This window comes from Bacillus sp. z26, assembly GCF_058313635.1.
Window position 1 is genome coordinate 86,991 of sequence record NZ_JBZFQM010000001.1, and the last position, 18,289, is coordinate 105,279.

An 18,289-nucleotide genomic window follows, 5' to 3' on the forward strand; every position below is an offset into this window, starting at 1 on the left:
TTATGTCATTTCTTTGTAGCTTTTAATAATTTTAAATGATTTCCACATTTCCGGGAATAAAGATTGATATTTTTCGGTTAAAAAACGATCATCTATTAGTGTAAGTGTGCCAGTGTCATGCTCACTTCGTATTAAGCGGCCCGCCGCCTGCATCACCTTATTCATTCCGGGATAAATATAAGCATAATCAAATCCGTTTTTTCCGGCTGCCTTATAATAGTCGCGAATTAAATTTCTCTCCTCATTTATTTGCGGTAATCCTACACCAATAATGATTACCCCGCTCAATCGATTCCCTACCAAATCGATTCCTTCAGAAAATATTCCGCCCAATACCGTAAAACCGATGACAGGAACGTTTGAATCCTCTTCAAAAGCTGACAAAAAAGCCTCTCTTTCCTGCTCAGTCATCCCCTGATTTTGTATCAAGACTTTAGATGGACCCTCGAATTCCTCCAGTTCTTCCATTACCATCGTTAAAAATTGGTAGGATGGGAAAAACACTAAAAAATTTCCTTTATTTCGGATTACCGCTTTAATGGTTTTGGCAATTAGAACACTTGAGGCTGCTCGATCATGAAATCGAGTGGAGAGTGGCTGAATCGTGATAGCCAATTGTTCAGGAGAAAATGGAGAACCTATGTTAATCCGGTAATCCCCGTCCTCACTGCCCAGAGCATCCATGTAATAGCCAATTGGTGTTAGAGTAGCTGAAAAGAATAGTTTGGCAGCAAATCCTTTCGTCATCTTTTGCATATTTAAGGCAGGATCTAAACAAAACATTTTGATAGACAGATTATTACTTCCTTTTATCACATGAGTAATATAATTCTTATTATAATACTTGGCAATCCGGAGAAAATTTTGAGATGTAAAATAGATTTCCAATAAATCGCCATGATTGGAAGAGTCACTGACTCCACTCCGGGTTAATTCTGCACCTGCATAAAGGACAAATAGTTCGAGTGCTTCCAGCAATTCTTCTGGTTTGTCCAAATATACAGCTGATTTTTTATCCCCTAATTCTTTCTTCTGTTGAATTAATAAAGCGTTTATTACTTTAGCTGCATTTGATAGCTCTGGATTAGACCCGCTGTATGCCCTCTTTATATCGAGAAACACTTTCTTTTCCAACTCCGCAGAAAACATTTCTCTTCCGCGTTCCACCAGATTATGAGCTTCATCCACTAGAAGAACAGTCCGTTTCCTTTGCTCATCCGAAAATCGCTTCAAGAAAACTCTTGGATCAAAAATATAATTATAATCACAAATTACAATGTCGGCGAGATATGCTAATTCAATCGAATATTCAAACGGACATACGCGGTGACGGTGAGCATACTTCAGAATTGTCTCTCTGTCCATAAGTGACTCATTTTCTAAAATGTCCAAAACAGCATCATTGATTCGATCGAAATGGCCTTCAGCATACATACATTGATCCGTGTTACAAATTCCATCTGGATTCATACATATTTTATCTTTTGCTGTAAGCGTTACGGTTTTCACTTTTAATCCTTGGCCATTCAGGATTTTTACCGTATCCTCAGCCACTTGTCTAGTAATGGTTTTAGCCGTCAAGTAAAAAATCCGTTCGATATTATGGTCATTTTCAGCCATCATTTTAACGGATGGGAAAATAAAAGAAATCGTTTTACCAATGCCGGTTGGTGCTAAAGCAAAAAGATTTTTCTTTTCCGACATCGTTTTCCAGGCCGCTCCAATCAGCTTTCTCTGACCTTTCCTAAAATCCGTGAACGGAAATTCGATTTGTGCGGCTGAAATTAGTTTTTCTTCCTTTATATTTAATTGTAAAGCTGCAAAGGGCGTGAATTCTGTCAGTACCTTCACCATAAATTGTTCTAATTGATCAATCGTTACACTTTTTCGAAATGTAAGTATTTGATTTGTCAGTACTTGTACATAGGTTAATTGAATCTCTATCTGTTTAAGATTCTCATTCAGACAATAGATATACCCATAACACATCGCCTGAGCCCAGTGAACCGGATATGTATTTTCATTAATCGCATCAAGAGTCCCGGACGTTGATTTGATTTCCTCAATAACTGGTCCTTCCGGCCGATGTAGAATCCCATCACATCTTCCTTCAATCTCATAATAAATACCCCCGAATTCCTTTACCATATTCAGTGGTACCTCTTTTTCATCTTTATCCTGATATTCTGCCTGAATAGCCTGATGTATTCTTGTCCCTTCAATCATTGAACTGGACGTGCGAAAACGACTATCCAGATCACCGCTCCGATAAACATATTCAACTAACTGTCTAATGGATATATGATACTCCCCCAACATATATACTCACCCATCCTGATCTTAGTACGATTATCATACCATATAGGGCACAAACGTTCTTACTAACATGTGTGAAAGAAACCTTTCACCAAACAGACTCTGCTTATTTTAATTTTATCGTAATTAAAATCAGCGTAAAAAAAGGGGCATTCCCAAAAAGAGAATCCCCTGTTTCATAAGAAAAGAAATATTCAGGTCCTAAAATGTAAGCTACTAATAGCAGAATTATCCACTGGGTTTTCGTGATGCAGTGGGCCCTACTGGATTCCATCCTACTCTTGTTCAGAAATATCCTGCAAAGCTTCTCCAGCTTCATCAGTACCGGTGTTGCTGACTGACAAATCCCCCAATGATACAATCCCGGCCAGCTTACCGTTTTCAAGAACTGGTAGACGTCTGATTTGATGCTGTGCCATCATGGCTGCCGCTTCTTCCTCTGTCGTGTCAGGGGTGGCCGTAACAACGTTCAAATGCATAACATCCATTACTTTAGTCGAACCGGGTTTTTTCTCAGCAATCCCATCTACTACAAGATCGCGGTCCGTAATAATGCCAATTAGAGATCCATCCTCACAGACAGGAATAACCCCTACATTGTCATTCTTCATTTTCAAAGCTACCTCATATACATTACTATCCGGTGATACAAAGTCTACATTTGTTGTCATAATATCTCTTAAGTTTGTCATGAATTTGTCCCTTCCTTTTTTCCTTTTATTTTTATCTTCCCCTTTTTTAATACATTTGACACATTTTTTTAGAAAGGACTGACAAATAAACATACAATTAGGTTTCACTCTTCAGTTTATCTTTAAATACCTGGACTTCTTCATTAATTCTTAGCATCTTATCATCCAGTTCAGCAATCATAGACGCAGATTCCTTTAACTCCATAAGGAGATGTTCTGGTACCTCTTTACCAAATTTATAATAAATTTTATGCTCTAGGCTTGCCCAAAAATCCATGGCGATCGTTCGTATTTGTATTTCCACCGTCATCCATTTTTTACAGTCTGTATAAAATACCGGTATTTCAGTTATTAAATGAAGACTTCTATATCCATTTGGTTTTGGGTGTTTAATATAATCTTTAATCTCTAAAATATGTATATCATCCTGTTTCCCCAGAGCATCAACAACTGCGTAAATATCAGTTGTAAATGAACAGGAAATACGAACTCCTGCGATATCACGGACATGTTGTTCTGCATTCTCAATCGTAATATCAAGATTTTTCCGTTGTAATTTTTTCATAATACTTTGCGGACTTTTCATTCTCGATTTGATATGTTCAATCGGATTATAATGATGAATAAATTCAAATTCTTGGTTTAAGATATCCAGTTTCGTATTCATTTCACTCAAAGCAAATTTGTAGCCAATTAAAAATTCCTTCCATTCATTTAACTCTTGTAATTCAGGCATATTCACGTGGGTGATTCCTCTTTTCTGTAGTGTTCATTAACTCAACATACGAATAAAACTAGCCATAGGTTTCATTTAGGACCCACTCATCTATCTAATAAATAGGCTCTGCTAAACTTAAATGTTGAGATCTGTTGCTGGCCTTCGCTTTCCGCGAGCAGTACGGGAGCCTCCACGGCGTTTTACGCCTGCGGGATCTACCTCAGGGCTCCGCTTTTCGAAGCAAGGAGTATCAGGCCATCCACAACTATCAACTAACTAATAAATCAACAATGAACTTTAACAAAGCCAATAAAAAAAACAGACCAAATTCAATGGTCTGTTTCTGCGAGAAAGCTGGACGGCTTAATCGTTCCGCCTAGGATTATTAATCGCTTGAAGCATTTTAACTCCTTCTGTCATTTCACTACCACATAATGGACACTTAGGTGTTTCAGTAGCTTTGAAATTGTCACGTACCCAACCTTTACAATCATCAGAAGTACATTCCCACACCTTCGTTTCTTCAGGGATTATTTCCTCAACATTTTTTCGATTATACATAACCGGCACACCTTTCTTTTAGAAGTTAATTATGTAGTAAAAGACTACCCTTACAATTGGATAGCCTTTATTAGCATACTTCTTAAAGTTTAATTACGTTTTCAGCTTGAGGTCCACGAGCGCCTTCTGTAACGTCGAACTGCACGCTTTGGCCTTCTTCTAGAGATTTGAAACCTTCGCCTTGGATAGCGGAGAAGTGTACGAATACATCATTTTCGCCTTCAACTTCGATGAATCCGAAACCTTTTTCTGCATTAAACCATTTTACTTTACCGTTTTTCATTTTGTTTCCTCCAAAAATGTGTGATAAATAAAGATTCACCTACTATAAAAAGTACCGCTCTGTAAAAAGGAGAACACTTTATAAGAAGTGAATGTCTATTTACGGGTAATTTTATATAGCTAAACATTATTAATCATAATACACTACATTTTCAGAAATGTCAATAATCTAGAATGTCATTAATGTGCTCAACTTTCTAATTATAGCATGGCTCTTTTTGCAGGTATTATACCCATTTATTTGGATTGTTTGAGTTTGTTCCACTCATTCAATTGTCGGAAATAACCTATTCTTTCTTCACGTGTATAATGAGCATTTACCCCGCTCGTTGACGGCACAACAAAAATATGGCAGCCCTCCCAATCGGGAGTGGAATAAAACAGTCCATCCTGTAGACCCGGTACTATTTTTCCTTTATGGCGGTTTGTCGCATAACGAAAGGCAGTAATCCCAATGAAACATAAACATTTAGGTTTGTATTGGATGATCAAATCTCTTAATTCGGCGGCACCCTCAAGATATTCCTCTTTTTTTAAATCAGATGAAGAACGGGTTGCTCTGCCGACAATATCAGTTATGCCATACCCATAGTCGAGCAACTTTGCTGTCTCTTCCGGCTTAAATTGATATGGCGTAATCCCACCTAAATACAGCCCCTTCCAAAACAAATTTGCCGGATTGGCAAAATGATACCCTTTAAGTGCTGAGATTCTACCGGGGTTGATTCCGCAAAATACAATATCCAGCCCTGGCTTAATATATGTAGGCAATGTTAAAGATTCAAAATCCTCCATCCAATCCCTCCTTGTTTTTTTCTATGATTTAATCTCATTTCAAGTATGATGATAAAGAACTGTACTCACTGCCATTATAGCATTTCAGAAAAAAACAAAACACGATGTACGATTGATAGCCAAAGCCACTAAGTGTACACCGTGTTTGCATTTACCTTTTATAAAATTAAGCTTTTCCGCAGCATTTTTTGTATTTCTTCCCTGATCCACATGGACAAGGTTCATTTCTGCCTACTTTAGGTTGAGTTTTTTCTACTGGAGCAGAAGTTGCAGGTTTATTAGCAGATGGAGAGGATAATTCAGAAGGTGTATGACCTTTTAAAATCCATAGTCTTGTATTATTTACGACTGTGACCATTTTTTCAACCAATACATTAATATCTTTTTCCGTCTTTAATTCAACTTGTTCTCCAAACCATTTCACCACATCGGGTAAGGATTCACCAAATTGAACTTTATAGATAAAGCGATCTGCCAATTCTACTGCTTCTTCTTGTTTTAGTGAATATGTATCACTTAAATAGTGTACAAGATCCACCAATTGTTCCGTTCTTTCAAATGGTTCAAAACGGTTCACATTTAACATAGTTTCAGCTGGAATTGGGTAATATTTCAAGCCAACTCTGCTTGCCTGCGCCTGCTTAAATCCATCTAATTCTTTGATTGTCTCATGAATGATATACGGTTCATTTAGGCGGAAATCCCCATAGTATTCTTCTAAATAACTGATATAATTGTGTAACCATTCGATATCCACTTCTTCCTGGAGATACCCTTCAATCAATTTATGGGCTTTTTCAATCTCCATAAATCCATAATAACGAACCAAGCCAAACAAGATGTTTGAAACCTTTTGATTACGGTTAACAATAGTCATAATTTCTTTTGGATTTAAGTTGTAAAATTGTTTCATAACTTCAGTTGGCATTACAACCACTGGTTGATCTTCCACTTTGGATGGGTGTATATATCCAATGCTGGATAAGTAAAATACATTTTCAAGCCCGATTTGTTCAATTGGCATTATCCCGCTTTTTGTCATCATCGCTACAATAGCTGTGTATTGATGTAGATCCATCATTTGAACCTTTTCAGGCACAGACGCCGGTATTTTCTCTGCCAATGCTGCTACCAATTCTTTTTTTCTTAATGAACTCATGTTTTTCAAATTTAGATTTCTGCGGATATTCTTTAAAGCATCCATCTTTAAAGAATCTAGCAAATTCTCTAAATTATATTCATCTACAGTTGCGGTTGTCATCAGAATTCCTCCATATTGATTCAAAAACTAATTATATAATAATTCCCTGTCAAAGACTTTGATTTTACTACAAATCTCGAAAAAAATAAACTGTCACTCTATTCCCACAATTAATACCTGATATTTTTTCATTTATGTATGGAAAAAAACATATGCTATTGATACTACTATTCTTTTAATAGAATAGATAGTAAAAAGCAACCCAGACACTGCTGGATTGCTTTTTGGACTTACTTATAATCACTATTAATCTTCAAATATTGTCACTTCAACCGTTTTTATACCCCAGTCTTCCGCCTCTGCTTGAGAAGGAATAAAGACATCAATTTTATTCCCTTTGATTGCTCCTCCTATATCCGCGGCAATCGCATGCCCATATCCTTCTACATAAACTTTAGTACCAAGTGGAATTACATTTGGATCAACCGCGATTACTTTCTGATTCGGATTCGCTTTAAGGTCTATGCCAGTGTATGTTACACCGGTGCCGCCTTCGCAATCAGCCGTATAGGCGGTTGCTTTAACGGTAAGTACTTTTTCCTCCTGTTCAGAATGACCCGAGGATGCCTGTACCTCTTCTTTCGCTTCCTCGTTTACAGTTTCCTGTTCTGTATTAGGCTTTTCGGTAGTCTCATTAATTGTTTTATCCTCTTTATCATTAGGGGTGTTCAACTTAATAGTTTCATCAGCTACAAGAGTTTCACCAGTCTTGTTTTCCTTACCTTTTTCAGTTTTTTCTGTGCTTGGAGAGATTTCATCTATCTCTTCCGTTTTGTTATCTTTATTTATTTGTTCTGGTTTTGGTTTATTAGCCACGTTGGCTGATTCATCAAAACCATGTTGTTGGACATTCCGTTTGCTATCTGGATTATCCTTCAATTCAGAATAAAATGCCGTATATGATGGGATTGTTTCCTCCTTATTAAACGGAATATAAGTTGAGCTTGTTTCTTCTGCCGCCCTATTTATATATTTATAATCAGATAAAGCTGTCATCTCTACCTGACTTATCTTGGTTGAAGGTTGCTGATTCATAACTTGATTTTCATTTGCATTATTTGAGGAAACAAAGCCACTTTGTACAACTCCTGCAAGTGACGTTGAAACTAATAATGCAATAAGTAGTTGATTCATCGGTTAAACCTAACCTCCTTTAAATTTTTCATGATGAATAACAGAAATCATCCTACCAAATAGAAAAACTAATTGTTAAGGACAAACAGATGTAAAACCCGTTACAACTATGTCAACAATATTACAGAAATGTAACAAGTTTACAGAATTTTAAATATGTAAACGCTTATCACATTGATAGTACTGATTCCAAAATTGTTCACCTTTCTCATGAACACTTATTTATTTAACATAAATTACCACACAGTAATCACCTATTCTTGTTTTATTCGCTTGATTGCACTGCATCTCTTTCAAAATATGTACATGTGATGATATAATTTGCTAGATACCAGCAAACGGAGGAAATGAAATAAATGATTACTGTAAATAACGTAGGTCTTCGCTTTGGAGATCGAAAATTGTTTGAAGATGTAAATATTAAATTTACACCTGGAAATTGCTATGGATTAATTGGAGCCAATGGTGCCGGAAAATCTACCTTTCTTAAAATCTTATCAGGTGAACTTGAGCCTCAATCAGGCAATGTTAGTCTAGGCCCTGGTGAGCGTCTCACTGTTTTAAAGCAAAACCACTTTGAATTTGAAGACATTGAAGTCATTCAAGTAGTCATCATGGGCCATGCCCGACTTTACGAAGTCATGAAAGAAAAAGATGCTATTTATATGAAGGAAAACTTCTCCGACGAAGATGGTATGAGAGCTGCAGAACTCGAAGGTGAATTTGCTGAGCTGAATGGTTGGGAAGCAGAGCCTGATGCTGCAATCCTACTTAAAGGATTAGGTATACCAGAAGAGTTACACAACAAAAAAATGGCTGATCTTGATGGTGGAGAAAAAGTGAAAGTATTGCTTGCACAAGCTCTATTTGGTAAGCCGGATGTATTATTACTCGATGAGCCTACCAACCACCTTGACATTAAAGCCATTCAATGGCTAGAAGAGTTTTTAATTAACTTTGAAAACACGGTCATCGTTGTATCCCATGACCGTCACTTCTTGAATAAGGTATGTACGCATATTGCGGACCTTGATTTCGGAAAAATTCAACTGTATGTCGGTAACTATGATTTTTGGTACGAGTCCAGCCAATTGGCACAGAAATTAACATCCGAATCCAATAAGAAAAAGGAAGAAAAGATTAAGGAATTACAAGCATTCGTCGCCCGTTTCAGCGCTAATGCATCTAAATCCAAACAAGCCACTTCCCGTAAAAAACTATTGGAAAAAATCACATTAGATGATATCCGACCATCATCCCGCCGTTACCCATATGTTCACTTTACTCCTGAACGCGAAATCGGTAATGACCTATTACGTGTTGAAGGTCTTTCCAAAACAATCGATGGAGAAAAGGTCCTGAACAATGTAAGTTTTACTATGAATAAAGATGACAAAATTGCTTTAATTGGTCAAAATGACAATGCTAAAACAGTTCTGTTTAAAATCCTGATGGGTGAAACGGAAGCAGATGAAGGATCATTTAAATGGGGAGTAACCACTTCTCAATCCTATTTCCCTAAAGATAACTCTGAATTCTTCGAAGGTAATGACATGACGCTAGTGGACTGGCTTCGTCAATTCTCTCCACAGGATGAAAGCGAATCATTCCTGCGTGGTTTCCTAGGAAGAATGCTCTTCTCCGGGGAAGAAGTTATGAAAAAAGCTTCAGTTCTGTCCGGTGGAGAAAAAGTCCGCTGTATGCTATCTAAAATGATGCTTAGCGGTGCAAATGTTCTTCTATTAGATGAACCGACTAACCACCTTGACTTGGAGTCCATCACGGCAGTCAATAATGGTATGATCAATTTCAAAGGCGCCATGATTTTCACATCTCATGACCACCAGTTCATCCAAACGATTGCAAACCGTATTATTGAAATCACACCAGATGGCATCATCGACAAACAAATGTCGTATGATGAGTATTTAGAAGCAGTTAAAAAATAATTGGATTCGAAATGATCTGACCCTAGAAGGTTAGATATATGATAGTTAGGCTAATTCAAAGACCTGAGCCCAGTATTCCACTGGCTCAGGTTTTTTTATTTGACTGTTTTCTAAAAAAAAGAGAGACAGCTTTTGCTATCTCTCAGACTGTAGACAAAGCCCTTATATTAGGGAGACATTGTCTACGTTTTTTTCATTTCGTTAACACTATTTTCTGCAGAATGGGCTCGCTTTCCGCGGGCAAGCATCAAGCCTCCTCGCGCTTAAGCGCTGTGGGGTCTTGATACGCTTGTTCTTCCCGCAGGAGTCTCACCCATTCTGCAGAAAATAGGACACTGCGTTTTATATAAGATTTCTCGGTGTACGAAAGAAATTCCCGGTGTTTTTAACAAATATAATTAACTATATAGGGCCTAAAAAATAGATGGAGCTAGTTAATACTCCTATTGTGTCGTGTATCAATTAAATAATAGAGGAAGTAGAGATAGCAAAAGCTTATCTCTCAGATTGTAGACAAAAAGGAATTCAGAATGGTTCGATAGTATCCATTTTCTGAATTCCTTCTTTATTTTTGGCTTTTTCACGATGGATATTAAACAAATGTACTTACGTAAAGATTCTAATAAAAAATTATCTTTTCGATATCCTTAATAAAGCTGGAACCACCGCCATCGTTACCACTCCAGCAAGGACTGCTTCAGCAAGTCCATTTGTGAAAAATACAGTTAAAACAGCTTTATAGATGGCACTTGTGCTATCAGCATTTATAGCTTGAGCATATGCGTCTTGAAATAGTATAGAAATAAAACCCATTACCAAAAATGTATGAATAAAAGTTGATAGTACGGCCGTTGTAAATATTGCTGTTTTTTGAATGGACTTTTTCTTCTCTATAGCCTTACGAAATGCTTTGAAAATGTAGTAAGGTATAAACCCAATTACGACTCTGGGTACAAGGGCAATAAACAATGCCCAAAGACTCCCTTGATCTGTACCCAATACAGGAATTGCCGGTGAAAACGCAAATGATAAGAGTGACGGTGAAATCGTATTGACCGCAATACTTGTGAATCCGAATACTAGCCCCAGGAAAGCACCAATTCTTGGTCCTAGTATAATAGAGGCTATAATAATTGGAATATGAATTAGCGTCGCTTTAATGATACCTAAATGGATAAACCCAATTGGCGTGAAAGCAAATAATAGAATAATAGATAAAAAAATGGCTGTTAAAGTAAAATCTTTTATTTTCAACTTTCTAGGCTCCTTCAGTAATCAAATTTCATTAAATACATTAAGGGTAGTATTCTAAATTATAAGGATAAATGATTTCGAAAGTAAAGATATTTCCTTTGAGAATGATAAATAAAACCCGTATCAGGTAAAAAAACAAATCCGCTCTATTATTATTGACATCGGCTGGATTTTTATCAGAACTGGCTCTATTCTTGCTCCTTTCGGCTGGATTATGCTCACAATCGGCTCTTTTATTCATGAAATCCGCTCTATAATTGCTATTTAAAATCTCATAATGCAGACTTTACTATTCATTTTAATCTAAAAGATGTTCGGAAGCTCTTATTTACATACTTTCCAATACAATTTATTACATACTCAGTAATAAATTAGTTAACATTTCGCTACAAAAACAAAAGACAGGTAGGAAAGAACAATTTGTTCTTCTCTCCACCTGTCTATTCTTCTTGATATCAATTTTACCTATTTAACAATATCAAAAAACGTATCATAGCTGTCTACATAATAATCTGCACCGGGCGTATCATTCTGAAATAAGCAGGTTTTAATCCCAATACTTTTGGCAGGTAAAATATCTAACTCCCTATCACCAACCGCGAGATCAATACTGTACTTATCATGCAGATACTGATAACTTGCCGGATGAGGTTTCTTTGGATAGCCGTCATCTATGGCTACGATTTCTGTGAAATATTGATCCATTCCGTTTGCTTTTAAAATGCTCTCGGCACCTTCACGGTATTTATGTGTCATAATGACATTTAAATCCGCAGCCTCTAATACCTTTTTCAAACCGGGAAAGGGTTTAAAATCCAAAGGTTTTAATTGCCTTTCAAGCTTATGAATATGTTTGATTTGTTCCTCGGTAAGTCCCAGTTCCTTAAACGCATGTCCAAACGACACCTTTAATAAGGAAAAGATTTCTTCCTCCGATCGAGTTGTATCCACTGCACCTTTAACCATTCTCGCATATCCTGGATACGTATCAAATAAAGTGCCATCAAAATCCCAAAGTATATTCATTCATATCACCTTATTGTTTCGTAATCTTTGTCCAGCCATCCTCTTGTGTAATTCTGCGGTCCTTCATTAATCGGCCAAGAGCACGTTTAAAAGAAGCTTTACTCATACCAAAACGTTTTTGAATAGACTCTGGATCAGATTTATCCCAGTAAGGCATACTGCCTCCGCGGCTTTCAAGGTAGGTATAGATAGCTTCCGCATCTTCATCAAGGCGTTCATGCGTACGTGGTAAGAGCGAGCCATTTGTACTGCCATCTGGCTTCACCTCTGTGATTCTGCCTTTTACCAATTCACCAAGCCTTGGTTCATTCGCACGTTCACTTTCATGAATGAAACAGCGGTACCCTTCTGTCGTTAAAATAAAGGTTCCTACTTTTAACAAACGATACGCTCTTCCCTCAAAATCTTTATTTTTCAATGATTCAGGAGCATGTTGGCTTAATTCCTGAACAACTGTTTCAGTAGCCAGACGTCCAAACATTCTGCCTCTATTATCAACCTTTAATGTAACATAGAGCTGATCGCCGACTTCTGGCCACAAGCTTTTTAATTTTGGTAAATCGTCACTGGATATTAACAAGTCTTTTTGTAGACCGATATCAAGAAAAACCCCATGGCTTGGATGTACATCCACGACTGGAATCCAATCATATTCGCCTTCGGTTATCGTTGGAAGTTTCATGGAGGCTGTCAAGCGGCCTTCTTTATCATGAAATAGGAAAACCTCTATTTCTTGCCCGATTTCAATTTCACCAACGATTTCATGCGTGTGGAGCAAAACATCTTCTTCTCCATTTGAAAGAAAGAACCCGAACGGAACCTCCCTTTCCACTGTTAATGTTGCTTTAATACCTGGTTGTAAATAACTCATTAACTCTTCACCGCTTCCTTTACTCGATCCTTTAGTCTATCATTATTTTACCCATTCAGGAGTAAATAAGGACTTTTGGGATCATGTTTTTGTCTATTTGTCTGCACCAGTTTTGGGCTTCTTACCGCATAGCAATAAACACAGCCGAATGGGCAAGTATCATAAGAACCCATTTCTTCTGCCACCATACACCCACATTCAGCCCGCTGGTATTTATCCTTGGTACCGGATAACTGCAGGTTAAATACATCTTCTATATAATTTTTATCAATACAAGCTCCATGTTTAATCCCGTATAGATCTAAGTCAATAATCTCTGAACATGTCTCCGGCATCATCCCATATTGCTTTGAAACTGAACCAATGATACTGGCCAATTTATTTAAATCGGAACGACTGGCAGGTTCTAGCCAGTCTTGAAATTGATAGCCTTCCACTTTTTCAAGATTAGCCAGTCTTCCTTTTGTCTTTGTATAAAAATCTTGGAAACTGATCACTACACGCTTTGTAAAACCAGACAATTGTTCTGCTATATAAGTAAATCGTTCGATATGGTACTCAACATTTGTTTTATTGCTTAACACAATGGGGTCGTATCGCCAAATCACTTTATCCGGTCCGATTAAATCCGATATATACTGGAACTCTTTAATTCTGTTAGATAAACTCGGCATTCCCGGTTCAATGTCTTTTGGATAATCATTTAAAGTATATTGAAACATCAAACGATGTCCCATCTCCATCAGTTCAGGAATATATGGATTCATCGGTTTTGGATTCTTTGTCCAAAAACAAATTGCATCCACATTCTCCTTCAAAAGAGAAACCTTCTTTGTTTGATGACGATTAAAAGGATTTACCTTCATATAATAACCTTCCCTGATTCGGTTCATAAACCACTCAGAGTAAAAGGCAGGAATATCAGTTCTCCTACTGGCGCTTATAATCATCACTCTCACCCTTTCAGGCCTTTACTTTATACTGTTACATCCCTTTTTGCAAAGAAAAACCAAGCAACACCATAAAAGAAAATGAAATGCATGATCAGAATGATAATAGAAAAGCCGGGCGACATTCCAGGGAGGATCGGTGTATTACCGAATAAGTATTGGTCCCACTGCGTATTGGCAAAGAGCAGAATTTTCCCGATGGACAGCTCCAACAACTCTGCTACCTCTGTTACAAGCTTCCCGCCAAATAAGGCAGCCATCCCAATTCCAATAGAAAAAGCGCTGTTTTTAAATACGGCAGAAGCTGCATATGTAAAGGTTGAAATCAGCATTAATTCCAAGAATGTAATCCCATAAGTCAATAATACCTTTTGGAACATGAGACCATCACCGGCTCCAAAACCGTATACGATTCCCCCAATAATCCAGGAAAAGATAAATGTACTGATTAATAAATATATACCATACAATTGGACCGTAAGCCATTTAGCAAATAAAACCATCGACCTTGTTCTTGGCCTGATTAATAACAGTTTTATTGTGCCTGATTGAAATTCATCCGCCAATATACTGCCCGCCAACCCGATGGCTAGAAATACGGTAATGATCAGGAAATTGGAAAGCACAGACATAAAGTCCATTACATTTCCGTCTGTTCCTTTGATTAATTTTGTAAAAAAGAACGGCAATACGGAAATCAACAAAGGCATAACCAAAAAAGAGAATCTGACTATTTTCTTGCCTGCGAGTTTGTAGTGTTCATTATAAAGCAATGAGATCATGATATTCCCTTCTCCCTCATAGAAATGGTCTTTAGAAAGGTGCTTTCCAGTTGATTTTGATCATATGCAAGTTGATACACACTCACTTTATTCATAACAAGCCTTTCATTAAGCAACGGAATGTCCTTCTTTTCAATAGATAACCGAATTTGGCTTTCCGTATGTGATATAACATCAAAATCAGTGTTTAATACTGTAAAAGCACGTTGCACATCATCGACTTCGATTACCAGCAACCGCTTGTCAGCCTTCACGCTTGTTACCTCAAGCAATTCCCCGGCTTTAATGATCGCAATTCGGTCACAGAGCATTTCAACCTCAGATAAAAGATGAGTGGAAATAAGAATAGATATATTCTCTTCTTTAGCTAGATAGAGAAGGTGGTTGCGCAAATCATGCATGCCTTCCGGATCTAATCCGTTTGTCGGTTCATCCAAAATCAAAATCGTTGGTTTATGCAGGATAGCTTGGGCAATTCCTAACCTTTGCTTCATTCCTAACGAGTATGTATGTACTTGATCATGAATTCGTTCTGAAAGATGAACTAACTCAACAACCTCTCCTATTCTATCAGAAGATACATTCGGATATAAATTGGCAAACAACTTCAAATTTTGCCAGCCGGTCAAATCATGATAAAAGGATGGATTTTCAATGATTGCTCCTACATGCTGAATGGCCTGCACAAATGATGTTCCGATCTCGTGATTCATGATTCGAATCTCACCGGCATTTTTCTTCATCAGTCCGCAAATCAGACGAATTAACGTTGTTTTTCCAGCTCCATTTGGTCCAATTAAGCCAAAAATTTCTCCTTCTTCTATAGTAAAACTGATATCTTTTAGAATATCAGAACCGGCTATTTGTTTGCTTACTGATTTAATCTCTAGTACGGTACTGTTCATACCCCATTGTAACCTCCTCTCTAGTCAATCTACTTATCCATTTTACACTACTTATAACGAGGTTACCTATAAGCAGAAAAGGCATTTTCCTTAATTCATAGAAAAACGAACAATTTACTCTAACATGTGTCAGAGAATAAATGCCCGTTTCTGTTTTCCCATTAAAATCAGACGGTGAAGAGCTCTGGTCATGACTACATACAATAGTTTAATATCGATCTCATGATTTGCAGAGTATACCTCATTATATGTGACTGCGAATACAGCATCAAACTCCAAACCCTTCGCTAAATACGACGGCACGATCACTAGTTTATCCTTTGGAATTGAGGTCGTTTCTTCAAGTAAATAAAGGTCTAAATTTGTATGCTTTTGAAGGATGGAATACACGATAGTCGCATCTTCATCTGTTTTTGTAATAATGGCAAATGTATTTAATTTTTCTCCCTTCAATTGATTAAATTTCTCAGAAATCTGGCCAGCCCATTCTTCATCAGAAGTTATTTCCATAAATATGGGTGGCTCGCCATGCCGTATAATGGGCTCAACCTCTGGAAATGAAGCAGAAAGCAGTTTTAATAATCGATTGGCTTCGTTCATGATTTCTACAGTTGTCCGGTAACTTTTTTTCAACTCGCGGTAAATGGCTCTTGGAAAGATGGCCTGTCTTACTTCGCCCCAATCCGTAATCCCTCTATAGGAATGAATGCCCTGCGCTAAATCACCAACCAGGGTAAACATATCTGTCTCCAGAGCTGTTTTAAGCCCTTGCAGCTGCATAAAACTATAATCCTGCGCCTCATCAATAACGATATTCTTCGCCTTTTTCTCCGGCTTGACCCCATAAATTTTTGCGTATAAATAAAGGATAGGACCCAAGTCTTCAAGCTCAAATTTTTTCTTAGAAAAGATGTGCTGACTGCTTTTGCAAAGCTCTTCCGCCTCTTTTTTACTGAGCTTATCATCAGAGTATTGTACAAGCTTATCCGGGTCACTGTACAACGCTTTATAAAGTGTCCATATATCCCTCTTATCAAAATAGCGCATATAATCCTGGACGGCTTTTTTGATTTCCTTTTTGAGTTCATTCATTCTCGCCTCTTTTTTATCCAAGGCCAGCGAAATGTATTGCTTCCGCTTTTTCTCATCGCCCTTCCAGTTTAAGGCCCTTTCTATTCTCACATCATAATGCTGGATCACTTTTTTCAACATTTCATCTTTATTCAGGCGAACTTGGTTTTGTAAGACCTTTTTTAACTTTTCTATCCGTTTATAAAGAGGCAGATAGGTATATTCATTGTACAGTAGATGATTAAACTGTTTGGCCGTATACAATTTAAACTTATCAACACGAAAATCCTCATGCACCATTAAGCCGGTTTTGATTTCTTCTATATAATGGTCCAATATCTCCTGAAAAAGAGAGGAACCTTTCATGCTTGATAAATGCACCAATTGTTTATCCTTTAGGATATCATGCAGCTTGGTATCCTCTGCTAATTTAATTTTCTTCCCCAACACCTCTTCCACATATCCATGAAAAGTTCTTTGTCTTACTTTCTCCACACCGAGTTCCGGAAGGGCCTCTGATATATAATCAATAAATAAAAAACTTGGAGCCAAAATTAATAACTGCTCAGGTTCAAAAACATCTTTATAGTGATACAGAAAATAGGAAATCCGGTGCAGAGCAATCGTTGTTTTCCCGCTGCCTGCTGCCCCTTGCACTATAATAGGTTTATTTAAATCCGCTCGTATGATTTGATTCTGTTCCTCCTGAATTGTTGCGACAATCTCTGTTAAGCGATTTGCCGAACTGCCGGCAAGAGACTCCTGCAATAATTCGTCCACGGTCGTCACATCGATATCCCGTAAGTCGAGCAACTCACCATCTTCAATCATGAATTGCCGTTTCAAACTGATAGTACCGTCATAGCTTTCGCCTTCTGACGTGTAACTCACATCTCCCAGGCGGCCTTCATAATATAAGTTAGCAATAGGCGAACGCCAATCGATAATCAATTGCTCCTGATTGTCCCGCTGGAATAAGGATGTCTTTCCAAAATAAAGCTTCTCCATACCCCCAGCCTCACGAGAAGTGAAATCAACCCGCGCAAAATATGGTTTAGGTATTGCTTTAATGAGACTTTCCAGTTCGGACCTTGATAGCTGATAGAAACTGGCACTTGTTAAAAGTTGTGAATATCCCGCACTCTCTACCCAGTCTTCATCTTTAAAGATGTCCTTCATCTTTTCCATAAATTGTTCTTTGTTGGTCTCAGCTGTATCAATTACAACCTGCATGTATTTTTTTATAAATTCGAGCCGTTGTTTCTCCTCTTTAATCTCCTGGTTCCTGCTGTTTGTCACTCTCTCACCTATCCTTTCTTTAAAAACTTTTAGATTGTCTGTTTGAAAGGCAAAACGATTCATCATACTATTACTGGAGGTGGAATCATGTACAGAAGACAAATAGCTTTACTCTTTTCAGATTTCGGATTGAATTCTCTTTATGAAAAATTTGAAGTGCCTCTTGATATTCATGGACTATTGGATGATCCTGATACTCTTAAGATGATGGAAGACTTTCTAACCTGCTATGATTTTCATTCTCCTGATCTTCTCTTATTCGATGAATTTTTAAGTCATTACAACATATGTAAACGAATGTTTCAAAACAATCCGGACTTACCCTTTTTCTATATAGATTTATACAAACCGCGTGATGAGTTCTCCCTCTAAATTGTTTTGATTTAGAGGGTTTTTATTTTGTGAGTTTCAAACGAAAAAATA

At 37.4% G+C, this 18,289-nt stretch carries 17 protein-coding genes; 2 read left to right on the forward strand and 15 right to left on the reverse strand.

Going from position 1 to position 18,289, the window contains the following annotated elements:
* The 8 genes from AC4G3K_RS00355 to AC4G3K_RS00390 form a co-directional block, all read right to left on the reverse strand.
* Complete coding sequence (locus AC4G3K_RS00355) at positions 1-2,319, reverse strand: helicase C-terminal domain-containing protein (protein WP_491132076.1); 2,319 nt, start codon at positions 2,317-2,319, stop codon at positions 1-3.
* Between the two features lie 272 nt (positions 2,320-2,591).
* On the reverse strand, positions 2,592-3,008 hold the full coding sequence (locus tag AC4G3K_RS00360; protein WP_491132077.1) for a CBS domain-containing protein: 417 nt from the start codon (positions 3,006-3,008) through the stop codon (positions 2,592-2,594).
* 97 nt (positions 3,009-3,105) lie between these two features.
* Positions 3,106-3,744 (reverse strand): GTP pyrophosphokinase, encoded by a 639-nt coding sequence (locus AC4G3K_RS00365; RefSeq protein WP_491132642.1) that lies wholly within the window; start codon positions 3,742-3,744, stop codon positions 3,106-3,108.
* A gap of 345 nt (positions 3,745-4,089) precedes the next feature.
* Entirely contained in the window at positions 4,090-4,287 is a 198-nt protein-coding gene (locus tag AC4G3K_RS00370; protein ID WP_491075295.1) for a cold-shock protein, read from the reverse strand.
* A gap of 82 nt (positions 4,288-4,369) precedes the next feature.
* Positions 4,370-4,570, reverse strand: coding sequence for a cold-shock protein (locus AC4G3K_RS00375; RefSeq protein ID WP_066103471.1), 201 nt, complete (start codon positions 4,568-4,570; stop codon positions 4,370-4,372).
* Between the two features lie 236 nt (positions 4,571-4,806).
* Positions 4,807-5,364 (reverse strand): mismatch-specific DNA-glycosylase, encoded by a 558-nt coding sequence (locus tag AC4G3K_RS00380; RefSeq protein WP_491132078.1) that lies wholly within the window; start codon positions 5,362-5,364, stop codon positions 4,807-4,809.
* A 166-nt stretch (positions 5,365-5,530) separates the two neighbouring features.
* A complete protein-coding gene (locus AC4G3K_RS00385; RefSeq protein ID WP_491132079.1) occupies positions 5,531-6,625 on the reverse strand; it encodes an SEC-C metal-binding domain-containing protein in 1,095 nt (364 codons plus the stop codon).
* Between the two features lie 246 nt (positions 6,626-6,871).
* Positions 6,872-7,759 carry a 3D domain-containing protein gene (locus AC4G3K_RS00390; protein WP_491132080.1) on the reverse strand — a complete coding sequence of 296 codons (888 nt, stop codon included), beginning with the start codon at positions 7,757-7,759 and terminating at the stop codon, positions 6,872-6,874.
* 356 nt (positions 7,760-8,115) lie between these two features.
* On the opposite strand from AC4G3K_RS00390, the gene AC4G3K_RS00395 reads away from it, so the two are divergent.
* Entirely contained in the window at positions 8,116-9,708 is a 1,593-nt protein-coding gene (locus AC4G3K_RS00395) for an ABC-F family ATP-binding cassette domain-containing protein (RefSeq protein ID WP_491132081.1), read from the forward strand.
* A gap of 630 nt (positions 9,709-10,338) precedes the next feature.
* Here the strand turns inward: AC4G3K_RS00395 and AC4G3K_RS00400 are convergent.
* The 7 genes from AC4G3K_RS00400 to helD form a co-directional block, all read right to left on the reverse strand.
* Positions 10,339-10,962, reverse strand: coding sequence for an ECF transporter S component (locus tag AC4G3K_RS00400; protein WP_491132082.1), 624 nt, complete (start codon positions 10,960-10,962; stop codon positions 10,339-10,341).
* Positions 10,963-11,427: 465 nt separating this feature from the next.
* Positions 11,428-11,988, reverse strand: coding sequence for an HAD-IA family hydrolase (locus AC4G3K_RS00405; RefSeq protein ID WP_491132083.1), 561 nt, complete (start codon positions 11,986-11,988; stop codon positions 11,428-11,430).
* Between the two features lie 10 nt (positions 11,989-11,998).
* Positions 11,999-12,859: a CvfB family protein gene (locus AC4G3K_RS00410; RefSeq protein ID WP_491132084.1), complete on the reverse strand. Its 861-nt coding sequence runs from the start codon at positions 12,857-12,859 to the stop codon at positions 11,999-12,001.
* 47 nt (positions 12,860-12,906) lie between these two features.
* Complete coding sequence (locus AC4G3K_RS00415) at positions 12,907-13,809, reverse strand: DUF1848 domain-containing protein (protein ID WP_491132085.1); 903 nt, start codon at positions 13,807-13,809, stop codon at positions 12,907-12,909.
* Positions 13,810-13,835: 26 nt separating this feature from the next.
* Entirely contained in the window at positions 13,836-14,591 is a 756-nt protein-coding gene (locus AC4G3K_RS00420; protein ID WP_491132086.1) for an ABC transporter permease, read from the reverse strand.
* Complete coding sequence (locus AC4G3K_RS00425; RefSeq protein WP_491132087.1) at positions 14,588-15,496, reverse strand: ABC transporter ATP-binding protein; 909 nt, start codon at positions 15,494-15,496, stop codon at positions 14,588-14,590. Before AC4G3K_RS00425 ends, AC4G3K_RS00420 begins: the two co-directional genes overlap by 4 nt.
* A gap of 129 nt (positions 15,497-15,625) precedes the next feature.
* On the reverse strand, positions 15,626-17,968 hold the full coding sequence (gene helD / locus AC4G3K_RS00430) for an RNA polymerase recycling motor HelD (RefSeq protein WP_491132088.1): 2,343 nt from the start codon (positions 17,966-17,968) through the stop codon (positions 15,626-15,628).
* Between helD and AC4G3K_RS00435 the strand changes: the two genes are divergently transcribed.
* Positions 17,954-18,238, forward strand: coding sequence for a hypothetical protein (locus tag AC4G3K_RS00435; RefSeq protein ID WP_491075308.1), 285 nt, complete (start codon positions 17,954-17,956; stop codon positions 18,236-18,238). The two genes, helD and AC4G3K_RS00435, sit on opposite strands and share 15 nt — an antisense overlap.
* Positions 18,239-18,289: the final 51 nt, after the last annotated feature.

What these genes read in the sequence shown, in the direction of transcription:
- AC4G3K_RS00415 (WP_491132085.1), bottom strand. Translation starts at nt 13,809, where the DNA reads ATGATTATAAGCGCCAGTAGGAGAACTGATATTCCTGCCTTTTACTCT.
- AC4G3K_RS00420 (WP_491132086.1), bottom strand. Translation starts at nt 14,591, where the DNA reads ATGATCTCATTGCTTTATAATGAACACTACAAACTCGCAGGCAAGAAA.
- AC4G3K_RS00410 (WP_491132084.1), bottom strand. Translation starts at nt 12,859, where the DNA reads ATGAGTTATTTACAACCAGGTATTAAAGCAACATTAACAGTGGAAAGG.
- AC4G3K_RS00405 (WP_491132083.1), bottom strand. Translation starts at nt 11,988, where the DNA reads ATGAATATACTTTGGGATTTTGATGGCACTTTATTTGATACGTATCCA.
- AC4G3K_RS00365 (WP_491132642.1), bottom strand. Translation starts at nt 3,744, where the DNA reads ATGCCTGAATTACAAGAGTTAAATGAATGGAAGGAATTTTTAATTGGC.
- AC4G3K_RS00355 (WP_491132076.1), bottom strand. Translation starts at nt 2,319, where the DNA reads ATGTTGGGGGAGTATCATATATCCATTAGACAGTTAGTTGAATATGTT.
- AC4G3K_RS00370 (WP_491075295.1), bottom strand. Translation starts at nt 4,287, where the DNA reads ATGTATAATCGAAAAAATGTTGAGGAAATAATCCCTGAAGAAACGAAG.
- AC4G3K_RS00435 (WP_491075308.1), top strand. Translation starts at nt 17,954, where the DNA reads ATGTACAGAAGACAAATAGCTTTACTCTTTTCAGATTTCGGATTGAAT.
- AC4G3K_RS00425 (WP_491132087.1), bottom strand. Translation starts at nt 15,496, where the DNA reads ATGAACAGTACCGTACTAGAGATTAAATCAGTAAGCAAACAAATAGCC.
- AC4G3K_RS00390 (WP_491132080.1), bottom strand. Translation starts at nt 7,759, where the DNA reads ATGAATCAACTACTTATTGCATTATTAGTTTCAACGTCACTTGCAGGA.
- AC4G3K_RS00360 (WP_491132077.1), bottom strand. Translation starts at nt 3,008, where the DNA reads ATGACAAACTTAAGAGATATTATGACAACAAATGTAGACTTTGTATCA.
- AC4G3K_RS00385 (WP_491132079.1), bottom strand. Translation starts at nt 6,625, where the DNA reads ATGACAACCGCAACTGTAGATGAATATAATTTAGAGAATTTGCTAGAT.
- AC4G3K_RS00380 (WP_491132078.1), bottom strand. Translation starts at nt 5,364, where the DNA reads ATGGAGGATTTTGAATCTTTAACATTGCCTACATATATTAAGCCAGGG.
- AC4G3K_RS00375 (WP_066103471.1), bottom strand. Translation starts at nt 4,570, where the DNA reads ATGAAAAACGGTAAAGTAAAATGGTTTAATGCAGAAAAAGGTTTCGGA.
- AC4G3K_RS00395 (WP_491132081.1), top strand. Translation starts at nt 8,116, where the DNA reads ATGATTACTGTAAATAACGTAGGTCTTCGCTTTGGAGATCGAAAATTG.